This is a genomic window from Duganella sp. P38 (assembly GCF_050859475.1).
Lineage (GTDB): Bacteria > Pseudomonadota > Gammaproteobacteria > Burkholderiales > Burkholderiaceae_D > Rugamonas.
The window spans coordinates 2108427-2131967 of sequence record NZ_CP193936.1 but is presented as its reverse complement, the minus strand read 5'-3'; the positions used below and the strand labels follow the sequence as shown (position 1 = coordinate 2131967).

The following is a 23541-nucleotide window of genomic DNA, read 5'->3' as shown; positions in this document are numbered from 1 at the left end:
GCCGGCTGGCTTACCGCAGGGCGTACGACGAAGCGATCGCCCCGACCGGCACGGCCTTGCTGTACAGCCAGCCCTGCGCCAGCGCGTCCGGGCAGAAGTCGAGGATGGCGCGCATCTGCTCCGGCGTTTCCACGCCTTCGAACACCACGCCGGTGTCGATGTCCTTGGCCACCTCGAAGATCTTCAGCAGGATCATGGCGGCGGCCGACCCGGTGCCGGCCGCCTGCGTGAAGATGCGGTCAATTTTGATCTTGTCCACATCCAGCCGGCCGAGGTAGGCCAGGCCGGAATAGCCGGTGCCGAAGTCGTCGATGAACACCTGGAAGCCGAGCCGCCGCACCTCCTGCACGCCGGCTTGCATGCGCGAGATTTCGGTGGTCGTGCCTTCCAGGATTTCAAGCGCGATCTGGCCGGGCGCGATGCCGTGCTTGCGCGTCTCCGCCACCAGCAGCTCGACCACCGCCTGGTCGAGCAAGGCGTCGATGGCCAGGTTGATGCTCAGGTACAGATGCGGTTCGCGCCCGAGCCGCGCCGCGCACTCGCGCAAGGCGCGGCAGATGATGGACCGGTTCAGCATCGCCGCCATGCCGATTTCCGCCGCCTTGCCGATGAAGATATCCGGGCGGATCTCGCCCAGCCCCTTGTCATGCCAGCGCGCCAGCGCCTCGAAACCCATCAGCTGCCCGCTGGACGCCTGCACGATCGGCTGGTAAAGCAAGGTAATCTCGTCCGCCTCGATGGCCGCTTCCAGCTTCGCCGCCAGCGTCCGGTTACGACGGAAGAAGCTGGCCAGCGCCGCCCACAACAACGCGCCCAGCATGGCGCCCAGGCCGGCGGTCAGGATCAGTACGCCGTTGTGGGCGGCGGTAAAGATATTGCTGTCGATCTGCCCGGTCACGCATATATCGTAGCGTTGCGAGCAGGTGCGGACCTGGCGGCGCGCCAGCGTGTCGGCGCCCGCTTCGATCCGGCCAAAGCGGCGCATGATAACCTTGCCATCGTGGGACGTGACCAGCGCCGCCAGCTCCGGCCCGCCATTTTCAAACGGCGCGAACGCGGTGGGCGACGTCACCACAAACGAGCGGCGCGTGCCGGTCATGTCGAAGGCGCGCCCCGGCAGCGAGTAGCTGGGCGTGCGCACCCACAGCATCAGCTGGTTGCGCGTGACCATCGTGTGCGCGGCCAGGTCGAACGGCGTGGCGACCTCGCCCCACACGGCGGAACAGGCGATCTTGCCATCGCCAAAGCGGCCGGCGTCCTTGATGAAGCGGTATTCGAACATCACCCGCTTCATGTCGGCCAGGTCGGCCGCCGAACAATCGGCCTGCTCGCTGCGGTCGAGGTCGGCCACCGCGTCGGAGATGTTGCCGGCCACGGATTCGGAATGGCGCAGCAAGGTGTCCGAGAACGATTGAATCCGGCTCCTGCCGCTTTCCGCCCACAGCAGCTGGCAAAGCAATAGCGATACCGCGCTGCCTGCCGCGCTGGCCAGCGCCAGCGCAAACACATTGGTGCGACGTTTCCTGTTCGGCACTGGCATCCCTTTGTTCTGGACAATATTTATCCAGAGCATACCAGCGCGGATGAAAAAAACGCCAGCAAAAGCTGGCGTTGGATCAGGCCTGGCGGCGACGGCGGGCGATCAGGCCGATCAGGCCCAGCCCGCCCAGCAGCATGCCGTAGGTGGCCGGCTCGGGTACGGCGGTGGTGAACTGCACCGGCCCCGTGTAGAAGGCCAGGTTGGAAAAGTCCGGCACGCTGTCGGCGCTGCCGGCGTTGTTCAGCCACTGGATTTTCCAGTCGCCCATCAGCGTCTGGCCGGCGCCGACGGCCTGGTTGTTGAACAGGAAGCTGCCGACATTATTCCCGGCGTGGAACGACAGCACCAGGTCCAGCGTGGCGTTCTGCGTGTTGGTATTGGTGATCGACCAGGTGCCGTTGGTGCCAGTGGTTTTGGCGAAGGTGAAGGTCAGGTAGTCATTGGCCAGCTTGTCGGCCAGGCCGTTTTGTTCGACCGTGGCTGCCTGCACCCATGCATTTGCCGCCGTGCCGGAGAGTGCGGCGAACGCCGAGGCAAAACCGTCGGTCGACTGGATGGGATTGATTTCGGCATGTTGAACCAGCGCGTACTGGGACGCTGCAACACTGTTCAGCGTGACGTCGTTGGCGCTGGATAAGCCCGGGCCAGGAGTCGGCGCCGCGTGCGCCGCTGCGCCCACAAGGGTCAAGCCGAGTAAAACAGATTGAAAAAAGGTTTTCATCGCAAAGTCCTCCGGGGCAAATGGCTGGGAATTTCTGCGTGAAAAATTAAATTTCCACGATGAAATTAATATAACACCCGAGCATATTGAAATGCAAGAAGTTTATCAACCATTGCCATCAATACAACAACGCCGGCGGGCCGGCGCTGTTGTACCGTTCAGAACGCCGCGCGCAGACCCACGTTGATGCGGCGGCCTACGTCTTCCAGCGTCAGGAACTGGCTCTCGTTCAGCGCATATTCATGCGTGCGCGAGTTGCTCAGGTTGATCGCGTCGAGATAGAGCGCCACCGTCGGCGTGATGTTGTAGCGCATGCTGGCGTCGGTCTGGCCGTAGGCGGCGCGGTTGCGCGGCTGGGTGCTGCCGCCGCCGCAATCGATCGAGAAATGATTGCGCCAGTTGTAGCTCACCCGCGCCTGGAACTTGCTGTTCTCATAGAACACCGAGCCGTTGTACGACTGCGGCGACAAGCCGGGATAGCCGCAGTTCGGCGTGCCGCTGTCAACCTCGCGGCTGGCGGTCGCGTCCACATAAGTGTAGTTGGCCGACACGCCAAAGCCTTGCAGCCACGACACTGAGTTGTCGAAGGCGTACTGGCCGGCGATCTCGACGCCCTTGATCTTGCCCTTCTGGCCGTTGCGGATGCGGGTGTCATGCACCACTTCGCCTGGGTATTGCGGCAGCGAAGTATCGACCAGGCGCGTCTCCAGGAAATCGCGCACCTTCTTCTGGAACACCGCCGCGCTGACATAGTTGGTCTTGGACAGATACCATTCCCACGACAGGTCCAGGTTGTTGGACTTCATCGGCTTCAGGTAGGGATTGCCGCCGCCGGTCTGCACGTCGCCGTAGCGGCCGCCGTACCAGTTGTCGACGCCCATCTGGCTCAGCGTCGGGCGCGTCTCGGTCTTGGAGGCGGCCAGGCGCAGCATCATGTCCGGCGTCAGGTCGAACTTCAGGTTGGCCGACGGCAGCACGCTGTTGTAGCTGTTGCTGACGGTCTCGGTGCTCATCGGGCCATAGACCAGGATGTAGGTGGTGTCGTTCGGGCTCTTGGTGGCGGTTTGCAGCACGCGGCTGGTGCCGATCGAGCGCGACTGCACATGCACCATGCGCACGCCGGCGTTGGCCGACCAGCGCTCGCCTTCCCATTTGCTGTCGAGGAAAATGCTGGAGACTTTTTCCTTCACGCCCGACATCGAGGGCTTGGTGTAGTCGATGGCCATCGGGCCGTCCGGGAACAGCGTGGTATCGAGGTAGCGCGCCGGGTCGTTGGAGAACGCCAGCGTCGAGCGCTGGTTCAAATAATTCATGTAGGCATACGGATCGAAGCGCAGGTAGGCGCCGGGCACCTGGGCGCCGCCGCCGAGGAAGTTCTCCAGCGGCGTCACGGTGAACAGCGACGATGGCAAGCCCAGGTGGTAGCCGCTGTAGGCGTTCCACGAATCGCTGCTCCATTGCGTGCGCCGGACCTCGCGCTGCGAATAGCTGGCGCCCGTTTCCAGGCCCTTGAAGTAGCCCATCTCGTGGTTCCACGCCAGACTCAGCCGGCCTTCGGAAATCTTGTCCGAGCGCTGCACGTCGCCGTTCGACACCGCGTGCGCGCGCACCGCCGTCGGGTCCGCGATGCCGTCGCCGAACACGATCGACGGCGTGCCGTTGAAGGTCAGCACATCGCCATTCTTCGGCACCATGCCGGCCACCACCCACATGTCCGGCGAGCCGGAGCTGGTGCGCGAGGTGTTGACGTCGCCCTCCAGCTTCCATTCCGGCCCCAGCGCCCATTTCGAATTCAGGCCGAAGGCGCGCGTGATCGACTTGCGGTCGCCGCCCTTGACGATCATGTCATTGGAGTTGACTTCGCCCAGCAGGTTGCCGTTGCCCGACAGCGCAGGGTTGTTGGCGTAGAAGGTCGAACCGGGGCGCAGCAGGCCGGTGATCTGGTCGCTGCCATTGATCTGCGCGCCCAGCACCTGCGGGTTGATCCAGTCGCTGACGGCGATGATGTCGTTGCGCTGGTCGAGGTGCGAATACAGCGCGTCGGCGGTCAGCTTCCACGTCGGCGACGGGTTGTACTGCACGGTCAGGTTGCCGACCAGGCGCTTGCGGCTTTCCTCTTCCTGCTGGAAGCCGTAGCTTTGCGGGATGTACAGCTTTCTGGTGGTGACGTCGGCCATCGTCAGCCCACGGGAATTCAGGTCGCCGTTGATGACCGAAACGTCGCGGTAATTCCAGGCGTCGGTGACGGCCTTGTTCTGCCTGGACGCGCGGTCGGTGTACGACAGCGAGGCGTTGACGCCGAAGTTGCGCTCGTCGTTGGCGAACGAGTACATGCCGCTGATGTTCGGCGTTTTCTTTTCCGAGTTGTTGTCGTAGGAGCCGGAGGCATTGATCACCGTGCTGTGGCCGGTCTTGCCGGACAGCGGGCGCGCAGTCTGGATATCGACCGTCGAGCCGATGCCGCCCTCGGGCAGGAACGGTTGCGAGGTCTTGTACACCAGCGCCTTGGAAATCAGGTCCGACGACAGCAGGTCGAACGAGAACTCGCGGCCGCCGGTATCGCTGGTCAGCGTGCGGCCGTTGACCAGCACGTTGTTGAATTCCGGCCCCAGGCCGCGCACCGAGATATAGCGGCCCTCGCCGCCGTTGCGCTGGATCTGCACGCCGGTCACGCGTTGCAGCGACTCGGCGATATTGGTGTCGGGGAATTTGCCGGCGTCTTCCGCCGACACCGCATCCACCACGCCTTCCTGCATGCGCTTGGTGTTCAGCGAGGAACTCAGCGAGGCGCGGATGCCGCTGACGACCACGGTCGGTCCGGCGTCGGCGTCAGTGGCTTTGTCGGTGGTCTGGGTTTGCGCCTGGGCGCTGACGGCAATCAGCAGGTCGGCAATGAGTACGGCAAGCAAGGTCTTGCGAGGTATAGCCATGATGTAGTCTCCGGTTTTTTGTAAGGACTTTTTGAACATCGTTTCCAACCGGTTTTGATCTTACGCCCGGACCAACCATGCCAATCTATTATTTCTTTACAAAAAGCCATTCCAAAATGGTATAACTACGCAGACCTCCCTGCTTATCGCGGCAAAGGCCGCGGCATGTGCACATCGCGCACGGCCAGCTGTTCTGCAACAAACTGCATCAGCCGGCTCAACGGCGCCTCCACCCAGCGGTGGAACAGCGCGCCGGCCAGCAGGCTGCCGCTCCATGCCGCCAGCAGGCCGACGCCCTGCCACTCCGGCTCGGCCGGCGCGAAGCGCGTGAAGGCCGCGTTCACCAGCAGGCACACCGGGAAGTGGATCAGGAACACCGAGTACGAAATCTTGCCCATGCCATTGATCGCCACCCAGGCGCGGCTGTCGGAAGCGATCTTGCCGCGGCCCCACAGGAACAGCACGCAGGCGGTCACCGCCGCCAGCGCGATGCGGCTGCGGAATTCCAGCAGCAGGCCGAGCACGGCCGGCAGCAAGGCCATCATCATCAGCATGACTGCCATGCCGGGCTTGCGGCGCGGGTCGCTGGCCCACCACGCCATCAGGCCCAGGCCGTAGCTGCCGAAGAAGTACAGGGCCCAGTTGTCCCAGTCCGCGTCCAGATTGAAGTGCAGCAGCGACAGCGTGATGCCGGCCGCCACCACCAGCGGCATCAGCCACTGCTGCTGGCGGTTGCCGGACACGCGGCCCACCAGCCACAGCAGCACGACCAGCAGCGCGTACAGCTGGAAATCGATGGCCACATACCAGGCGCCGGCCGACACCGACGCGTAGCCCAGCACGCCGTGCAGCAGCAGCACGTGTGCGCCCAGCTGGCTCAGCGTGGCGGGCGCGGAAATCGAATCGTGGGTCATCCACTCGGCGGCCCACAGCGAGGCCAGCACGGCGACCAGGGTGGCGGCCACGAACGGCGGCGCCAGCTTGGCGTAGCGGCGCCAGATGGCGCGCAGCGGCGTCGCGCAGCCGGCCTGGCCGGACGGCGCCAGCGACTTGGCGGCAAGGAAGCCGCCGATCACGAGGAAGACCTGCACGGCGATGCGCGCGCTATCGGCCAGCCAGTCGAACAGCGCCGGGAAAATCACCCGCGCGTGATCGGCCATGGGGCCATAGAACGCCAGATGGTGCAGCACAATCAGTTGCGCCGCGCCCGCCTTCAACAAATTGATTAAACCGAACTGCGCCGGAAGCGTTTTCGAGGCGCCCGCCACAGTACCTGCGACTACTTTCATCCATAATCCTTTTAACAGCAGGGCGATATGATAGCTGAGGTTGCCTGATCCGTGGCGCACGCGATGGTGTTTTTACGTGATTGCCCCTTGAACTTTGCGGCGCCACCGAATATAATTCTGGCCCTTGGGTCGTTAGCTCAGCTGGTAGAGCAGCGGACTTTTAATCCGTTGGTCGCAGGTTCGAATCCCGCACGGCCTACCAAGATTCAGCGCAAACGCCAACCTTCACCGGTTGGCGTTTTTGTTTTGGGCGCGCCCTCATCAACGGCGGAATTTGCGCGGCTGGCGCTTGCGCGCCGCCGAGTTCTGGTCCTGCAGGATCGCATCGACCCGTTCCGACGCCTCGCGCGACAGGCGCTGCGCCAGCTCGGTGTCCGGAAAATATTCCGGCTGGCGGTAGGCCAGCCACGCGTAGGCCGAATACAGGCGGCAGGCGTCTTCCACCTCTTGCAGGTTCATGTAATGCAGCGGCCGCTCGCCGGCCTTCAGCTGCGTCACCTTCTTGTGCGCCAGCGACTTGGCCCAGCTCTCCCACGCGTGCTGCAGCGACGGCACCTTGGACGAGATCGGCACCAGCGACAGCGCGAACTTCTCCGCCACCGACAGGTCCAGCGTGTCGAGCCACGCCGCGCGCTCGAACTGGTCCTCGGTGATGCGCGGATAGAAGAAGCCGTCCGGCACGTCGATGTTGTGGACGAAGCGCTTGAGCAGCTTGGCCAGCGCGTGTTCGTGCGTAACGGCGGCGATGCGGTGCAGATGCTCCAGCGTCGGCGCCACCGCGAAGCCGGTGGTCTTGATCGGCACCGGCTTCTCGCGCAGCAGCGCGCGCATCACGTTGTGCGTCTCGTTGTCGTAGCCGGCCACCAGGCCCTCCTCGTGCACGCCGAAGCGCCCCGCCCGGCCGGCGATCTGGCGTGCCAGCGCGGCCGGAATCTCTTCCTCTTCGTAACCGTTGTACTTGACGGTGGTGGTCATCACCACGCGCGCGATCGGCATGTTCAGGCCCATGGCAATGGCATCGGTGCCCACCACCACGTCGGCCGCGCCCTCGCGGAACCGCTGCGCCTGCGCGCGCCGCACCTCCGGCGACAGGTTGCCATAGACGGTGGCCACCGACAGGCCCATCTCCGTCACCATATCGCGCCACATCAACACCTCGCGGCGCGAGAAACAGATCACCGCATCGCCCCGGCGCAGATTGCTCAGCTTGCGCACGGCGGCCGGCTCGACCGACAGCGGCCCCTTGCGCTTGAGGATATGCACCTCCAGCTCGCATTCCAGCCGCGCGGCCAGCACCTCGATGGCGCGGCGCGCTTCCGGCGCGCCCACCAGATAGACGATGCGCGCCGGCGCGCCGCAGACGGCGGCGGTCCAGGCGGCGCCCCGGTCGCGGTCGGCCAGCATCTGGATCTCGTCGATGACGGCCACTTCGACCGGGGTTTGCGTATCGAGCATCTCCACCGTGCTGGCGACGTGGGTGGCGCCGGGCGCCAGGCGGCGCTCCTCGCCCGTCACCAGGCTCACCTTCAGCGGCTTGCCGTGCTGCTCCATCTCCTGCAGGCGTTCATAGTTTTCCAGCGCCAGCAGGCGCAGCGGCGCCAGATAAACGCCGCTCGGCGCCTTGGCCAAGGCCTCGATCGCCTGGTGGGTCTTGCCGGAATTGGTCGGCCCCAGCACGGCGATGAACTTGCGCTTGATGCGGCGCGCCACCTCGAACGAGGCCGGATACTCGGCCAGGTTGATGCTCTGGCGCGTGCGCTCGGCGTGCTGCGCCTCCATCTCGCGTTCGACCGCGTGTTCCAGCCGCATGCGGATGCGGTCGAACACCATGCCGGCCGGCTCGGACACTTGCATATCGCTCAGCGAATGCAAAAAACTGTCGGCGTCCATATCACAATCGTCGCAGGCGTCGGACAATTCCTGGACAAAATCCTCGACGTGGCCGTGCAGCTCGGCGACCACCTGCTCGCTGGCGCGCTCGCGCAGCAGGGCGGACCGGGTCTCGCCATCCATCTTGCGCCACTTGGACGCCTTGGCCAGCACGCCCTGGGCCGGCACCAGATCATAAGGAACGCGGCGGCCGCCATAAGCCACCGCGCCGGTCACGCGCAAAAACACCCTGCCCTCGGCCTTCGCCAGCAGGATGCCGCGGGCCGCCAAGCCCAGCGCCTGCATCAGCTCATCATCGTCTCCCGCATCGCCATCGGCAGCGGACAAGTGGGGCGCGGGGGAGGAATTGGTCATGGCATATCGGATCGGTGAACTCGGCCAAGATTATACCGTCCGCCCTGGCGACATGGCGCCGGCTGCCGATTTCTGGCACCATACGCCGCTTCACCGCCAGCGACACTCCCATGCCACACACAATAAACTCGGCTGTTCATCATGAATTACTGATTAAAAAAGCCGATTTATCGCCTGCGTCCAGCCGATGACGGATCGCGCCAGCGCGCAGAAAGTCGTGGCTGAATTATGGGAACAACATCCGGGCGCGGCCCACGTATGCTGGGCATTATTAGCCGGCGGCCAATCGGCGGCGGTGGACGATGGCGAACCGAGTGGCACCGCCGGCCGGCCAATGCTCGACGTATTACGCCATCAGGATCTGGAGGGAGTATTAGCCACCGTGGTCCGATATTTCGGCGGCGTGAAACTGGGCGCTGGCGGCCTGGTGCGCGCATATACCGACAGCGTGGCGCAGGCATTATTAAAGACCGATAAAATCGCCATTATCAAACAGCGATTCCTGATCTGCAATGCGCCTTATGCCATGGAAGGACTGGTACGCTGGGAAATTGAATTAGCCGGCGCCAGCCTGAATAATGTCCAGCATTCAAACAGCGTGCAATTCGAATTCAAGCTGCCCGACAATGCCGCCGCCGCGCTGATAACCCGCCTCAATGAAGCGGGCCACGGCCGCATCGAATGGATCACACCGGACGACGAACCCGCCGCAAGCTGAATCCTGGTGCATTCGCGCTAATTTTTAGCATACGCTGGCGACGTACTGCCGATCCAGGTAAGACGATGCCACACTGTTTCAAGCGGTCCCTGCGAATGTCGGGCCAGCCACCACACGCTGAATTGCCGCTGCAACAGCGCCAGCACGATCCCGATAGCCAGCGCAAAACTGGCGCCCGTGTACTGATACATGCCAAGTCCAAAGCCATAATAAATCGACGTACCGATAATCGATTGGACGACATAGCTGGTTAAACTCATGCGTCCCAGCGGTGAAAAAAACGCCAGCCAGCTACGGCTATAAAACAGCTGCACAAAAACAGCCACCAATACCACCATTAGCGCCACATTGGCCCAGGAAGTAATAATCACCAGCAAGGGACGGCTTAAAGCATCGCCGACGGCCCAGAATTCCGGCCAGGTTTTCAGCGCATACAACGGGACAAATACCAGCGCGGCGACAGGCAATACCTTGCGCCAGAATAAAGCATCGCTGAACACGCCTTTACGTCCAGCCAGCATCCCTAACATAAATAAAGCAGGAATCTGGAACAGGCGGCCATTCTCCCAGCTCCAAAGAATAACGCCAGTTTTACCGTTCGTCAGATTCCCGCTCCACACCTGCAAAGCCGAGCCGTGGGCAAAATAATCATTGGCGCGGCCAAAATACGCCCACGACGCCGGATCGGGCAATTTCGCACTCGGATTGGGCAAAGCCTGAATCACCTCCAACCACGCAAAAGGCTGCGCCAATAAAATGAGCGCAATCGCCAAAACCCAGCGATTACTCAATCTTGCCACCGGAATCAACGCAAAGCTCAGCACCGCATAAATACTCAGAATATCGCCGTGATAAAACATCGAATTCAGCAAACCGAAAGCCAGCAGCAACACCAAGCGCCACGCAAAGCGGGGGCGAAAATCCTCCCCGCGGACCTCGCGGTTGCGGTACTGGATATAGAAAGTCATGCCGAAGAGCAAAGCAAAAATCGCATAAGACTTGCCGCCAAACAAAAAGAACAGGCCATCCCAGATCACCTTATCGACCGTCTTCAGCCAAGCGGGCAGTCCGGCCGGCGAAAAATAGAAATCGAAATGTTCTATGTTATGTAACAACATGATCGACACGATAGCAAAGCCGCGCAGCGCATCGATCACCTCCAACCGGGAATTACTTGTAGTTATAGGCATACGTCCCCACCCAAAGTGAACAGAATGCCAAGTTTATCCCATCCGGGGTCAGATACCGTCTTGAATAGCAAGCCCTTTTGAAAGGTAATTGGCGTCAAAGGGCTTGCCGGTACGAATGACACCGTAGATGAGATGCACGAGCTTATGCATCACGGCGCCGATCACGGCTTTTTTCGCCATGCCATTATTCGCCAGGCGCTGGGCAAACTGGTGTAGTAGCGGGTTGTGGCGGCTTGCCACCATGCCGGGCATATAAAGCGCGGCGCGCATTGAGGTGCTGCCCTTGCGGCTGATGGTGGTGCGCCCCCGAAGCGAGGTTCCTGAGCTGCGCTGGCGTGGCGTCACGCCGAGAAATGCCGCCAAGGCCTTCGCGTTGCCGAAGCGCCGAATGTCGCCCAACTGGCCCAAGATGCGAGCTGCGGTGGTGTTACCAATGCCTGGAATACTGGTGATGAGCTGCGCGTCGTGCTTGAGGCCGGGATGGCGGTCGATGTGGTCATCCACGTCGTCTTCCAGTTGCTTGATCTCGGTGTCAAACCAGGCAATGAGCAAGCGCGCGTGCTCAGCCACCTCGCCCATGCCGCTGGCCTCATAGCTTTCCAGCCGGTTGCGTTCCTGCTGGCGCATATCCTTCAGAGCCAGTATCCGCTGCGACCACGCACGCAACTGACGTTGCTCCAGCGGAGCGGGCGCCCACGTTGCCGGCGCCATCGCCGCGCAGTAACGTGCGATCAATGCTGCGTCCGCCTTGTCGGTTTTATTGCGCAGGTTCTCGCTCTGGCCAAAGCCCTTGATGCAGCCCGGATTGACTACGCTCACGGCAAGCCCGGCATCATAAAGCGTGGTCGCCACCTCCTCGAAATACACACCGGTCGCTTCCATGCAGACCCGTAATGCCGCCTTGGGTAACTTGGTCTTGTCCAGCCATTCCAAGAGCACCTGATGGCCTGCGGCAGAGTTATCTATGACCTTGCTCTTGATCTTGCCGTTCACTAGCAGGGCCACGTCGAGCTTTTTCTTGCCGACATCGATCCCCACGATTGCTGTTGAGCTATCCATTTTTGACCTCTCTCGTATGCGGGCTTACGCGCGAGGCGATGACCCAAGATACCGTTCGGACTTTTAAAATGAAACAGGCAGGGGCACCAATCTGACCCACGGGCTCAATGGCCCAAATTCTGATCGGCATCACCCTGCCTGACCACCTCCGTCACTTTATCCGATGATGGGGCGGTATGCTCAATATACGAGGTCTGACAAACGCACACGGGCTCAACTGCATCGCAGTTGAGCCCGTGTGCGTTTGTCAGACCTGACCCCGGATTAGAGGCGGAAGATTTTGACGGCTTCGGCGAGTTTGGCGGCTTGCTCTTGCAGGGCGCCAGCGGCGGCGGCGGCTTGTTCGACCAGCGCGGCGTTTTGCTGCGTGGCGCTGTCGATGGCGGCGATCGCCTGGTTGACCTGGTCAATGCCGGTTTCTTGCTCGCGGCTGGCTGCCGCGATGTCGGCTACGATGGCTGTGACGCGCTCGATGCTGCCGACGATTTCTTCCATCGTGCCGCCCGCCTGCGCCACCAGCGCGCTGCCCTCGCCTACCTGCGCCGCCGACGCTTCGATCAGTTGCCGCACTTCCTTGGCTGCGGCGTCCGAACGGTGCGCCAGCCCGCGCACCTCCGACGCCACTACCGCGAAGCCCCGCCCCTGCTCGCCCGCGCGCGCCGCTTCCACCGCCGCGTTCAGGGCCAGGATGTTGGTCTGGAAGGCGATGCCTTCGATAACCGCGATGATGTCGACAATTTTTTGCGACGAGGCGCTGATGCCGCCCATCGTTGTCACCACCTGCGCCATGACGCCGCCGCCACGGATGGCGACCTCGGCCGCAGTCGAGGCCAGGCGCTTGGCTTCGCCAGCGTGGCTGGCGTTCTGCCGCACCGCCGAGGTCATCTGCTCCATAGAAGAGGCTGTTTCTTCCAGCGAACTGGCCTGCGATTCGGTGCGCGCCGATAAGTCCATATTGCCGGCGGCGATTTCGCCCGAGGCCAGCGCAATCGCGTCCGTGCCGCCGCGCACCTGCGTGACGATGCCGTGCAGGCTGCCGTTCATGTCGCGCAGCGCGCGCTTGAGCTGGCCCGTTTCGCTGCGATCGCCAGCAGCCAGCGTCACGTCCGACGATAAATCACCGTGCGCCACGCGCGCCGCAAACTGCACCGATTCGTCCAGAGGTTGCAGGATGGAACGCGAGATCACCTGCCCCGCTACCAGCGACACCAGTACCGCCAGCACGCCGACGCCGATGATTTGCAGCCGCGAGCGCTCGACCGCCACGTCGCCGACCGCCTTGGTGTCGTCGCTGTCCTGCTCGATGACCTCGCTCAGCGCGGCCATGCTTTTTCCAGCACGCGGAAACTGTCCATAAACGCCGGGAACGCCGCCTGCGCCGCCGCCGGCCTGGTCAGCGACAGCTCGACCATTTCCGCGGCGCTTTTCAGGTAGCGCTCGACATCCGGCCGCACTTTCTCCATCGCCGCGCGCACTTCGGCATTGGTGTGGGCCGCGTCCATTTCCTTGAGCAGCTTGCGAAACAGCGCGATGTGTTCGGCGGTATCCTGCCGCACTTCCTTGATCTCGGCCGGATCGCTGCGCTCGGCCGCCAGGCGCGCGGCCAGCACGTCGGCGCGCAGCGCGTCGTGCGCCTGGTCGGCTTGCAGCTGATCCTTGATGGCGTTGCTGTTGGCGCTGATCGCGTCCATCGATGCGTCCAGCACGTGCACGGCGCGATAGCCGACCAGCCCGATCACGGTGACGAATACCAGCGTCGCCAGGTTAATCAGTAACAAGCGCTGCTTGATCGTCAATCGCATGACGGCTCCCGTTCAGAATTTGATGGATAGCCCGGCGGTCCAGCTCCAGTCCGGCGTGTTCCGGTTCAGCCCGCGCGACAGCGCGGTGTCGATCTGCACGGTGTTGGTCAGCAAGTAGGCGGCGCCGATGTCGACGGTGGTGACCACGCCGCCATGCCGGCCGCGCGCGATGTGCGGCGCCGAGTATTCGATGAAGGTGCGGAAGCGCTCGCCCCATTCCTTGCCGACGACGATGCCGAAGATGCCGCTGGTGTAGCGCGCGCCGCTGTCGTCGCGCTGCCAGGCGATGCCGGGCATGATGCCGAGGCCGACATCGTCGCTGAGTTCCCATTCCGCCGCCAGCCGCAGCGAGCCGCCCTTGCCCGGCGCGCGGAAGGCGCTGGAACCGGAGTCGAGGTCGACGTGGGCCAGCAAGCCCATCGACGGCCGCGCGCCTTCGGCATCGGCCATATGCCATTTCACGCCGAGCGCGACGTCGGCGTAGCCGTTGACGGCTTGCCGGCCCGCGACCGGGTCATCGACCACGCTGCGCAGGCGGCCGTCGGTTTCGATGCGCGCTTCCAGCGTGTCGCTGATGCCGAAGCGCAGCAGCGTTGGCGTCGCGTAGCTGCGCTCGCGGACGCCGCCGGCCTTGTTGCGGTCGGCGGCAAAGCTGGTTTCGATCTGAAAGCGCCCCTTGCCGACGACGTTGCTCGATTCCACGAAGTCCGGACGGTCGGTCACGATCTGGTCTGGCTCGTCGGCGGCGCAGGCCAGTAACGGCAAGGCCAGCGCCTGCGCGGCAATCATCTTGGTAGGCATGTTTCCTCCGCAGCGAAGACATTTACCCTATCACATTGGTTTCACCCGCGTGGTTGGGAATTTCCAACAATCAAATGTCCGGTTCCGGACGGTGATGCGCGGAGCCGGGCAGCCGCCAGCCCGCAGCCTTGGCGCAATGCCTTGATTTATAAGGCTTGCGCACATGGCACGGGGCTTGCAATAAGCTGGGCATGGATACCGATATCAGCCCTCACCTCATCCGTCGTCGCCGCCGCCAGACCGCGCTGGCAGTCGCCGCCCTGCTTGCCAGCATCAGCCTGGCCGCGTGGGGCATCAATCGCGCGGTCAGCCCGCACGTGGACGCCGCCAGCGTCAGCATCGCCACCGTCCGCGTCGGCAATATCGCCAACAGCATCAACGCGTCCGGCATCGTGGTTCCGGTGCACGAGGAGCTGGTGTCCAGCCCGATCCAGACGCGCGTGGCCAGGGTCCACGCCAAGCTGGGCCAGCAGGTGCCGGCCGGCGAACTGCTGCTCGAACTGGACAATCGCAGCATCGTGCTGGCCATCGATGGACTCAAGGAGCAGCTGGCGCAGCAGGAAAACCGCATCCTGGCGCTGACGCTGGAAATGGAACAGAAGCGCAAGCAGCTGGCCAGCGCCATCGAGCTGTTACAACTGGACCTGGAAGCCGCACGCGTCAAGCTCGGCCGCTACCAGACCTTGCGCAAGGCCGGCGGCGTCTCCGCTGAGGACTTGCTGACCGCCGAACTCAACGTCAAGCGCGCCGAGATCCAGCTGCGCCAGCACCATGAACAGATCGAGGACAGCAGGCGCGTCACCAGCAGCAGCATCGAGGGCGCGCGCCTGCAAAAAGCATTCTGCAGAAGCAGATGCAGGAACAGCAGCGGCTGCTGGCGCAAACCCAGGTGCGCGCCCCGTTCGCCGGCATGCTGACCTGGCTGATGGCCGAGGAAGGCGCCAGCGTCGGCACCGGCCAGCTGGTGGCCCGGGTTTCCGAGCTGAACAACTACAAGGTCGAGGCCTCGCTGTCCGACTTCCACGCGCGCGCGCTCAGCGCCGGGCAGCAGGTGCTGGTCGAGCAAGGCAATGTCACACTGCGCGGCGAGGTACAGACGGTGCTGCCGGAAATCCAGAACGGCACCATCAAGCTGCTGGTCACGCTGCGCGAGCCGCATCACGCCATGCTGCGCAACAAGCTGCGGGTCGAGGTCAACATCATCACCGAACAAAAGCAGCACACCTTGCTGGCCGATGCCGGCCCCGCCTTCAACGGCCGCGGCCCGCAGGATATTTTCGTCGTGCGCGACGGCCTCGCCCGCAAGACCAGCATCATCATCGGCGCCAGCGATGGCAAGTCGGTCGAAATCCTGTCCGGCGCGCGCGCCGGCGATCAACTCATCATTTCAGACACCAGCCGCTACAAGGAACGCGACAGCGTCCGCGTCGCGCAATAAGGAGAACACCGTGATACGCCTGAACAAAGTCAGCAAAACCTACCAGACCGACAAGGTCGAAACGCTGGCCCTGAAAGACATCGACCTGCACGTGGAAAAGTCGGAATTCGTCAGCATCATGGGCCCCAGCGGCTGCGGCAAGAGCACGCTGCTGAACCTGATCGGCCTGCTCGACGAACCGGGCGGCGGCACCATCGCGGTGGCCGGCACGCCGGTCGCCTCCTACAAGGACAAGCACGTGGCCAGGCTGCGCAACCAGACCTTCGGCTTCATCTTTCAAAGCTTCCACCTGATTAACGACCTGCGCGTGATCGACAACGTCGAGCTGCCGCTGCTGTACCGCGACATCTCCGCCAGCAAGCGCCAGCGGCTGGCGCGCGAGGCGCTGGAAAAAGTCGGCCTTGGCGCGCGCCTGGACCACTACCCGAACCAGCTGTCCGGCGGCCAGCAGCAGCGTGTCGCCATCGCCCGCGCCATTGTCGGCCAGCCGCAGGTGCTGCTGGCCGACGAGCCGACAGGCAATCTGGACAGCAAGATGGGCCAGGAAGTCATGGACATCCTGCTCAAGCTGCACAGCGAGGGCACCACCATCGTCATGGTCACCCACAACGAGCAGGAAGCCCGGCAAGCCACCCGCATCGTGCGCGTGTTCGACGGCCAGCTGGTCGCTTAAGGAGCCGGCATGCTACGCAATTATCTGCTGACCGCATGGAAAGTCTTCATGCGCCGCAAACTGTTCACCGCCATCAATCTGCTGTGCATCGTGCTGACCTTGGTGGTGCTGATGGTGGTCACCGCCCTGCTGCAAAACACCTTTTACCCGACCGGCGTCGAAGGCAGGAGCGAGCGCTTCCTGCAAATGGTCATGGTCGACTCGACCAATACCGACAAGACCATGCACCGGCGCGGCACGCTCGGTTACAAACTGGTCGAGCAGTACCTCAAGCCGCTGAAGAACGCCGAGCTGGTGTCGGTGACCAGCTTCCCGGAATCGGTGTCGGTCTACCAGGAGGGCCGCGTCAGCGACCAGATGATGCGCCTGACCGATGCGGAGTATTGGAAGATTCTCGACTTTTCCGTGATCTCCGGCCGTGTCATCAACGACGACGATGTGGCCCATGGCCGCATGGTGGCGGTGTTGAACGAGTCCACCGCGCGCAAGCTCTTCCCCGGCCTGCCCTATCTCGGCCAGAAATTCAGCGCCAACGGCCAGACCTTCACCGTCATCGGCGTGGTGCGCGACGAGATGCACCTCAACGCCTACGCCGACATCTGGACGCCGGTCAGCGCCCAGCCGTCCAGCGATTACAAGAACAAATTCTTCGGCCAGTTCGGCGCCATCCTGATGGCGCGCAGCGCGGACGACCTGCCGGCGCTGAAGAAGGAAATCATCGCCGTCGCCAAGACCGTGCAGTATGAAGACCCGACCAAGTTCAACATCTTCCAGTTCTGGGGCGACTCGAAACTGTCGCTGTTCTCGCGCATGCTGCTCAGCAGCGAGGCCGAGGATGGCGACGTCGGCACGCTGCTGGCCATCATCGTCACGCTGATGCTGCTGTTCATGGCGCTGCCGGCGCTGAACCTGGTCAACCTGAACGTCGGCCGCATCATGGAGCGCAGCAGCGAAATCGGCGTGCGCAAGGCCTTTGGCGCCACCAGCCGCCAGCTCGTGGCGCAGCTGGTGCTGGAGAATGTGCTGCTGTGCCTGATCGGCGGCGCCATCGGCCTGGTCTGCGCCGCCGGCGTGCTGTGGTGGCTGGAGGGCTCGGGCCTGATTCCATATCTGACCGTGCACCTGAATCTGGCGGTGTTCGGCTACGGCCTGTTGATTACGCTGGTGTTCGGCGTGCTGTCGGGCGTGATCCCGGCCTGGAAAATGTCGCGCCTGGCGCCGGTCCATGCTTTGAAAGGAACTGCCTGATGTTACGCCACCTGCTGAAACTGATCTGGCGGCGCAAGTCGCGCAATATGATGCTGAGCCTGGAAATCCTGCTGGCCTTCCTGGTGGTGTTCGCCATTGCCGCTTTCGGCCTGCGCTACTGGCAGCTCTACCAGATGCCGACCGGCCACCGCTGGCAGAACCAGTGGACGGTCAACATCCGCGCCGCCCAGGACCTGCCCAACGACGCGGCCATTTTCGACCATCTGAAACGCGGCCTGCAAGACCTGCCGGAAATCGAATCGGTGGCCTTCAGCTCCTTCGGCACCTATGAGCTGTCGCGCTGGACCGGCGACTACCGGCTGCCGGACGGCAGCCAGCAACTCACGCTGGACAGCTTGCGCGTCAGCGACGATTATTTTTCCACGATGGGCATGACGCTGGCGCGCGGCCGCTTCTTCTCCAGCATGGACGACGGCGCCGACGCCGTGCCGGTGGTGATCAATCGCCGGCTGGCGGACAAGTGGTTCCCCGGCAAAGAGGCGATCGGCCAGACCTACGTCGAGAAAACCCGCGAACGGGATGGCGAGCGCTACCGCGTGGTCGGCGTGGTCGAGCATTTCCGCTCGCACGGCGAGTTGATGGATCCGGTGTACTTCATGCTGCAACGCTGGGTGCCGGGCGTCGGCAAGGAGGCCGCGCCCAGCATCATGCTGAAGCTCAGGCCGGGCACGCCGCGCACCTTTGAGGCCAGGCTCAACGCGCGCCTGAAGCAGATCCGCGGCGACTGGAACTATGTCATCACGCCCCAGGCCGACGCCCGCGCGTCGATGCTGAAAGCACAGACGATACCGCTGGTGATTCTGGCGGTGATCGCCGCCTTCCTGCTGGTGGTGGTGGCGTTCGGCCTGTTCGGCGTGCTGTGGCAGAACACCACGCGGCGCATTCCGGAAATCGGCCTGCGCCGCGCGCTCGGGGCCGACGCCGGCGCCATTTACCGCCAGATCATCTCGGAACAGTTCCTGCTCAGCAGCGGCGCCATCATGGTGGCGCTGGTGCTGCTGGTTCAGCTGCCGCTGACCGGCGTGTTCGGCGAGGCGCTGAACTGGATGGTGTTTATCGGTGCGGCGCTGCTATCGGCGACTGTGATCTATCTGCTATCCTTGCTTTGTTCGCTCTATCCCGGCTGGCGCGCCGCGCGCCTGAGTCCGACCGAGGCGCTGCACTACGAATAAACCATGGACACTCAACGCATACTCATTATCGACGACGACAGCGCGGTGCAAGTCTCGCTGGCCCTGCTGCTGAAGCAGGCCGGCTACCAGACGCTGTGCGCCGACGATCCGGCCCAGGCGCTGGCCCTGCTGGCGCGCCAGCCGGTGGACCTGGTCCTGCAGGACATGAACTTCTCGCTGCAAACCAGCGGCGAGGAGGGCTTGCAACTGCTGGCCGACATCCGCGCCGCCCAACCGGCGCTGCCGGTATTGTTGATGACGGCCTGGGGCTCGATCGCGCTGGCGGTGCGCGGCATGCAGGCGGGCGCGGCCAATTTCTTCACCAAGCCGTGGGACAACACGCAGCTGGCCGAACTGGTGCGCGCCACGCTGGAGACGGCCGCGCCGGCGCCATCCGGCAGCGCTTCGCGCCAGGCGCTCGATGAGCAGTTCGATTTCGGCGGCATCATCGGCGAGCATCCGCGCCTGCTGAAGGTGCTGGCCACCATCGGCCAGGTGGCCAATACCCGCGCGCCGGTGCTGATACTCGGCGAGAGCGGCTGCGGCAAGGAGCTGATCGCCGACGCCATACACCGCAACAGCGCCCGCGCCGGCAAGGCCATCGTCAAAATCAATATGGGCGCGATCACGCCGTCGCTGTTCGAGAGCGAGATGTTCGGCCACGTGCGCGGCGCCTTCACCGATGCCAAGGCCGACCGCAAGGGCCACGTCGCCAGCGCGGACGGCGGCACGCTGTTCCTCGATGAGATCGGCGAACTGAACCGCTCGGACCAGGTCAAGCTGCTGCGCGTGCTACAGGACCAGACCTACCAGCCGGTTGGCGCCAGCCGCACCGAGCGCGCCGATGTGCGCGTGGTGTCGGCCACCAACCGCGAGCTGGCCGAACTGGTGGCCGGCGGCGAATTCCGCGAGGATTTGTTCTACCGCCTGAACCTGATTACGATACGGCTGCCGCCGTTACGCGAGCGGCGCAGCGATATTCCCCTGCTGGCGCGGCACATCATCGGCGAGGTGGCGGCCAGCTACGGCTTGCCGGCGACGACGATTGCGCCGCAGGCGCTGGAGTGGCTGAGCGCGCAGCCGTGGCCAGGCAATATCCGCCAGCTGAAGCAGACGCTGGAGCGCACCCTGCTGCTGGTCGGACGCAGCGAGTTGCGCCAGGCCGATTTTGTCGCGGTCGAGCAGCATGAACATGGCGCCGGCGCCGGCGGCCTGCGCGGCGTCGACGGCATGACGCTGGAGCAGGTGGAACGGCATATGATCGCGCATGCGCTCGATCAGCACCAGGGCAACATCTCGCGCGTGGCCAAGGCGCTCGGCGTGAGCCGCACGGCGCTGTACCGCCGCCTCGAACGCCACGGTCTTGGCAGCGCCCCGGTGGCAGGCGCCCATGACGGCAACCAGGCCCTGGCCGCGCCCGCCTCCCGCATGGGCAGCGCGGCCGGCGCACGCCTCGACAATGCGGCCGGTGCGCACAACGAGCGTCTGAACGATGGCGGCGGTGCGCGCAGCGGGCGACCGGACGATGCGCGCGGCGCGCTTAACAGTGGCCATGGTGGCCACGGCGACCACCGCGGCCACGGCGGCGGCCGATGAGCTTGCGGCGGCGGCTGTACGCCTATCTGCTCGCCGCGCACCTGCTGTTCCTGGCGATCACGGTGGCGCTGCTGCGCGACCAGCCGGTGCTGATGCTGACGCTGGAAACGGCGCTGCTGCTCAGTCTGGTCCTCGGCATCCGCCTGATCCGCCGCGCGCTGGAGCCGCTGGGCTACACCCGCCACTTCCACGACCTGCTGCAAGACCAGCACTACGCGGCCCGCCTGCAACACAGCAGCGACGCCGAACTCAATGAACTGGTCCAGCTGTTCAACACCATGCTGGGCGCGCTGTATCAGGAACGCCTGCAAATCGGCGAACAGCAAGGTTTCCTCGATCGCCTGCTGGAAGCGACGCCCAGCGCCGTCATCGTGTTCGACTTTGACGGCCGCATCAGCCTGCTGAACGCCAGCGCGCAATCGCTGCCCGGCCTCGGCGGCGCGCACGGCAAGCGACTGGGCGCGTGCGCGCGCGACGCCGCCGGCCTGCTGGCCCAGCTGGATGCGCTGCCCCCCGGCGCCTCACAACTGCTGACCGACACCGACGGCCGCCGCTATCGCGGCCAGCGCGGCCAGTTCTACGATCGCGGCTTCGCCCGCCACTTCCTGCTGATCGACGAGCTGACCGAGGAACTGGAAAGCTCCGAAAAAGCCGCCTACGAAAAACTGATCCGCGTGCTGGCGCACGAAGTCAACAACACCGTCGCCGCCACCGGCTCGGTGCTGGGTTCGCTGCTCTACTACCGCAAGCAGCTGGCCGAACGCGACAGCGAGGATTTCAGCACCGCGATTCAGGCGGTACAGCGCCGCAACGCCAGCCTCGGCGAATTCATCGAACGCTTCACGCGGGTAGTCAAGATGCCGGCGCCGGAGCTGCGCCCGGGCGCCGTGCGCGACATCATGGACGACATCCTCTACCTGTACCGCGAACAATGCCGCAGCCGTGGCATCGAGATCGGCTGGCAGCGCTGCGACGCGGCGCCAGTCATCGCCATGGACCGGCAACTGATGGAACAGGCGCTATTAAACGTGGTAAAGAACGCGATGGAAGCAGCGGAGGCCGGTGACGGCGACAACAAACGCATCGACTTTGTGCTGGCGCGGGAGGCGGACAGCGTGCGGCTGTCGGTCATCGACAGCGGCAACCTGCTGGGGCAAGTGCCGGCGCGGCAGTTGTTTACGCCGTTCTTCACCACCAAGAAAGGTGGTCAGGGCATCGGCCTGCTATTCGTGCGCGAAGTGCTGAACCGGCACGGCTTCGCCTATCGGCTGGCCGCCACCGGCAATGGCGCGACCAGCTTCGACATCTGGCTTAATTAAAACTCTTCCCACTCGTCGGCGCCCGCTGCCTTGGCGGTGTTCAGCTGCGTCTTCGGCGCCGGCGCCGCCACCGCTGCCGGAGCCGTGCGCGTTTGCGGCTTCACCAGCCGCGCCGGGGCCGGCTTGCTGCGCACGACAGGCGCGGCCACGCGCGGCGCGCTAGCGCCGTCGAGGCGGAACACGCTGACCACCCGTTCCAGGTTGGCGGCCTGATTCTGCATCGCTTCGGCCGCGGCGGCGGCCTCCTCGACCAGCGCGGCATTCTGCTGCGTTACCGTATCCATCTCGCTGACGGCCTGGTTGATCTGCTCGATGCCGGCGCTCTGCTCGTCGCCTGCGGTCGAAATATCGGCCATGATGGCGGTCACGCGCTGCACGCTGGCCACCACTTCGTCCATCGTCTGCCCGGCCTGTTCGACCAGCTTGCTGCCGATCTCCACCTTCTCGACCGAATCGCCGATCAGCTCCTTGATCTCCTTGGCCGCCGTAGCCGAGCGCTGCGCCAGCGTCCGCACCTCGGACGCCACCACCGCAAAGCCGCGCCCCTGTTCGCCGGCCCGCGCCGCCTCCACCGCCGCGTTCAGCGCCAGGATATTGGTCTGGAAGGCGATGCTGTCGATGACCGAAATAATGTCGACGATCTTGCGCGACGAATCGTTGATCGCACCCATGGTGTCGACCACCTGCGCCACCACCGCGCCGCCCTGCTGCGCCACCTCCGACGCCGAGCGCGCCAGCTGGTTGGCCTGGCGCGCGTTATCGTTGTTGGCGCGCACCGCGCTGGTCAGCTCCTCCATCGACGACGCCGTCTCCTCCAGCGAGCTGGCCTGCTGCTCGGTGCGCGACGACAGGTCCTGGTTGCCGCTGGCGATCTGCGTCGACGCCGACGCGATGGTTTCGGTGCCGCTGCGCACCTCGGTCACGATCTTGGCTAGCGCGTCGCGCATCATTTTCATCGCATGCAGCATGCTGTGGTTATCGGTGCTGCTGGTATCGACACGCACGGTCAGGTCGCCGTCGGCGATGCGGCCGGCGATTTCGGCCGCGTAATCCGGCTCGCCGCCCAGCTGGCGCAGCAGGCCACGGGCGATGGTCACCGCCGCCACCGCGCCCACCACGATGGCCAGCCCGCTGAGCACCAGCATCAGGGTGCGCGCGCGTGCATAGGCGGTGGCCGACTCGACAGCGTCCGCCTCATTGGTGGCCCGCTGCAATTCCGCGTATTCATCCATCGCGTCCTGCCACTGCTGGGTGGCGGGACCTGCTTGCTTCATCAGCACCTCGGTGGCTTCGGCATCGCGGTTGGCCAGCGCCAGCTCGAACAGCTTGTCGTTCAGCGGCCGCACCGTCTTCGCGTAGCCGGCTATGCGGTCGCGGATTTCGACGCCCTTGCTGGTGGCGGGCATGGCGGCCAGTTGTTCCACCGCCGCGTTGTATTCGCTACGCGCCTTGGTCACTTTTTCCATCTCGGTGCGGATCGCGGCTTCGTCGTTCAGCAGCACCACGCTGCGCGTCACGCGGGCAACGATGTGCACCGATCTGGCCATGTTATTGACCAGCTGGGTCTTGACCGTGTTCGCATTGACAATGCGCTCAAGCGTGGCATGAATCGTGCTCATGTTGTAGACGCCGAGCGAGGCAATCAGCAACAACAGCGCCAGGACCAGTCCATAACCCAGGCTCAACCGGGTGCCCACTTTCATGTTCGCGATAGCCATACGCTGTACTCCTTGTCGTAATGTGATGTAACAAATTGTACAACTACAATTTCATGTAGTTT

18 protein-coding genes, 1 tRNA gene and 1 pseudogene are annotated in these 23541 nt (G+C 64.0%); 9 read left to right on the top strand and 11 right to left on the bottom strand.

All coding sequences use genetic code 11. The features are described from left to right. Positions 1–10: 10 nt before the first annotated feature. The 4 genes from ACRQ5J_RS09740 to ACRQ5J_RS09725 form a co-directional block, all read right to left on the bottom strand. Positions 11–1534, bottom strand: coding sequence for an EAL domain-containing protein (locus ACRQ5J_RS09740; RefSeq protein ID WP_432382951.1), 1524 nt, complete (start codon positions 1532–1534; stop codon positions 11–13). An 82-nt stretch (positions 1535–1616) separates the two neighbouring features. Next, positions 1617–2228, bottom strand: a complete 612-nt coding sequence (locus tag ACRQ5J_RS09735) for a PEP-CTERM sorting domain-containing protein (RefSeq protein WP_432382949.1) — start codon at positions 2226–2228, stop codon at positions 1617–1619. 191 nt (positions 2229–2419) lie between these two features. Further along, complete coding sequence (locus ACRQ5J_RS09730) at positions 2420–5191, bottom strand: TonB-dependent receptor (RefSeq protein ID WP_432382947.1); 2772 nt, start codon at positions 5189–5191, stop codon at positions 2420–2422. Between the two features lie 143 nt (positions 5192–5334). Next, the gene (locus ACRQ5J_RS09725) at positions 5335–6480 is read right to left on the bottom strand and encodes an acyltransferase family protein (protein WP_432382945.1); all 1146 of its coding nucleotides are present in this window, start codon (positions 6478–6480) and stop codon (positions 5335–5337) included. Positions 6481–6606: 126 nt separating this feature from the next. On the opposite strand from ACRQ5J_RS09725, the gene ACRQ5J_RS09720 reads away from it, so the two are divergent. After that, a tRNA-Lys gene (locus ACRQ5J_RS09720) sits at positions 6607–6682 on the top strand. A 59-nt stretch (positions 6683–6741) separates the two neighbouring features. Here the strand turns inward: ACRQ5J_RS09720 and ACRQ5J_RS09715 are convergent. Continuing rightward, positions 6742–8724 (bottom strand): helicase-related protein, encoded by a 1983-nt coding sequence (locus ACRQ5J_RS09715; protein WP_432382943.1) that lies wholly within the window; start codon positions 8722–8724, stop codon positions 6742–6744. A 110-nt stretch (positions 8725–8834) separates the two neighbouring features. Between ACRQ5J_RS09715 and ACRQ5J_RS09710 the strand changes: the two are divergent. Next, positions 8835–9442 (top strand): annotated as a pseudogene (locus ACRQ5J_RS09710) (IMPACT family protein). A 17-nt stretch (positions 9443–9459) separates the two neighbouring features. Here the strand turns inward: ACRQ5J_RS09710 and ACRQ5J_RS09705 are convergent. The 5 genes from ACRQ5J_RS09705 to ACRQ5J_RS09685 all read right to left on the bottom strand — a co-directional run bounded on the left by ACRQ5J_RS09705 (position 9460) and on the right by ACRQ5J_RS09685 (position 14294). Beyond that, positions 9460–10599 carry a DUF418 domain-containing protein gene (locus ACRQ5J_RS09705; RefSeq protein WP_432383616.1) on the bottom strand — a complete coding sequence of 380 codons (1140 nt, stop codon included), beginning with the start codon at positions 10597–10599 and terminating at the stop codon, positions 9460–9462. 81 nt (positions 10600–10680) lie between these two features. Continuing rightward, positions 10681–11691 carry an IS110 family transposase gene (locus tag ACRQ5J_RS09700; protein WP_432378393.1) on the bottom strand — a complete coding sequence of 337 codons (1011 nt, stop codon included), beginning with the start codon at positions 11689–11691 and terminating at the stop codon, positions 10681–10683. 264 nt (positions 11692–11955) lie between these two features. Beyond that, positions 11956–13017: a methyl-accepting chemotaxis protein gene (locus tag ACRQ5J_RS09695; RefSeq protein WP_432382942.1), complete on the bottom strand. Its 1062-nt coding sequence runs from the start codon at positions 13015–13017 to the stop codon at positions 11956–11958. After that, positions 13005–13493 (bottom strand): MCP four helix bundle domain-containing protein, encoded by a 489-nt coding sequence (locus tag ACRQ5J_RS09690; protein ID WP_432382940.1) that lies wholly within the window; start codon positions 13491–13493, stop codon positions 13005–13007. Before ACRQ5J_RS09690 ends, ACRQ5J_RS09695 begins: the two co-directional genes overlap by 13 nt. A gap of 12 nt (positions 13494–13505) precedes the next feature. Next, a complete protein-coding gene (locus ACRQ5J_RS09685; RefSeq protein WP_432382938.1) occupies positions 13506–14294 on the bottom strand; it encodes a transporter in 789 nt (262 codons plus the stop codon). A gap of 191 nt (positions 14295–14485) precedes the next feature. On the opposite strand from ACRQ5J_RS09685, the gene ACRQ5J_RS09680 reads away from it, so the two are divergent. Genes ACRQ5J_RS09680 through ACRQ5J_RS09650 form a run of 7 tightly spaced genes read left to right on the top strand, consistent with a single transcriptional unit; the run spans position 14486 to position 21761 of the window. After that, on the top strand, positions 14486–15211 hold the full coding sequence (locus ACRQ5J_RS09680) for a biotin/lipoyl-binding protein (RefSeq protein ID WP_432382936.1): 726 nt from the start codon (positions 14486–14488) through the stop codon (positions 15209–15211). Next, the gene (locus tag ACRQ5J_RS09675) at positions 15148–15732 is read left to right on the top strand and encodes an efflux RND transporter periplasmic adaptor subunit (RefSeq protein ID WP_432382935.1); all 585 of its coding nucleotides are present in this window, start codon (positions 15148–15150) and stop codon (positions 15730–15732) included. Before ACRQ5J_RS09680 ends, ACRQ5J_RS09675 begins: the two co-directional genes overlap by 64 nt. Positions 15733–15742: 10 nt before the next feature. Then, positions 15743–16405, top strand: coding sequence for an ABC transporter ATP-binding protein (locus tag ACRQ5J_RS09670; protein ID WP_432382933.1), 663 nt, complete (start codon positions 15743–15745; stop codon positions 16403–16405). Positions 16406–16414: 9 nt separating this feature from the next. After that, a complete protein-coding gene (locus tag ACRQ5J_RS09665) occupies positions 16415–17653 on the top strand; it encodes an ABC transporter permease (protein ID WP_432382931.1) in 1239 nt (412 codons plus the stop codon). After that, entirely contained in the window at positions 17653–18846 is a 1194-nt protein-coding gene (locus ACRQ5J_RS09660) for an ABC transporter permease (protein ID WP_432382929.1), read from the top strand. Before ACRQ5J_RS09665 ends, ACRQ5J_RS09660 begins: the two co-directional genes overlap by 1 nt. 3 nt (positions 18847–18849) lie before the next feature. Next, positions 18850–20442: a sigma-54-dependent transcriptional regulator gene (locus tag ACRQ5J_RS09655; protein ID WP_432382927.1), complete on the top strand. Its 1593-nt coding sequence runs from the start codon at positions 18850–18852 to the stop codon at positions 20440–20442. Beyond that, the gene (locus tag ACRQ5J_RS09650; RefSeq protein ID WP_432382926.1) at positions 20439–21761 is read left to right on the top strand and encodes a sensor histidine kinase; all 1323 of its coding nucleotides are present in this window, start codon (positions 20439–20441) and stop codon (positions 21759–21761) included. Before ACRQ5J_RS09655 ends, ACRQ5J_RS09650 begins: the two co-directional genes overlap by 4 nt. Here the strand turns inward: ACRQ5J_RS09650 and ACRQ5J_RS09645 are convergent. Beyond that, a complete protein-coding gene (locus ACRQ5J_RS09645; protein ID WP_432382925.1) occupies positions 21758–23479 on the bottom strand; it encodes a methyl-accepting chemotaxis protein in 1722 nt (573 codons plus the stop codon). The genes ACRQ5J_RS09650 and ACRQ5J_RS09645 overlap by 4 nt on opposite strands. Between the last annotated feature and the right edge of the window lie 62 nt (positions 23480–23541).